Below are 223 nucleotides of genomic sequence, written 5' to 3'. Positions count from 1 at the left end.
GGCTGCGGCGCTGCGCGGAGACACTATTCTGGTCAGCATCATGCACGCCAACAACGAGATTGGCACCGTGAACGATATCGCCGGCATTGCGGGTGACTTCGCCGATGCCGGCGATATCGTTCACGGTGCCAATCTCGTTGTTGGCGTGCATGATGCTGACCAGAATAGTGTCTTCGCGCAGCGCCGCAGCCACCGCCTCCGGGGTAATCAGGCCGTGGGCGTC

General features: G+C 61.9%; 1 protein-coding gene. It reads right to left on the bottom strand.

Annotation, left to right across the window (positions count from 1 at the left end; genetic code table 11):
- The coding region (locus A3709_RS23795) for an aminotransferase class V-fold PLP-dependent enzyme (protein ID WP_197484221.1) at nucleotides 1-223 on the bottom strand (223 nt) is incomplete at both ends.

The organism is Halioglobus sp. HI00S01 (assembly GCF_001635445.1).
GTDB lineage: Bacteria > Pseudomonadota > Gammaproteobacteria > Pseudomonadales > Halieaceae > Halioglobus > Halioglobus japonicus.
Note: the sequence above shows the minus strand (reverse complement) of the source record. Positions and strands in the feature narration are given on the sequence as shown.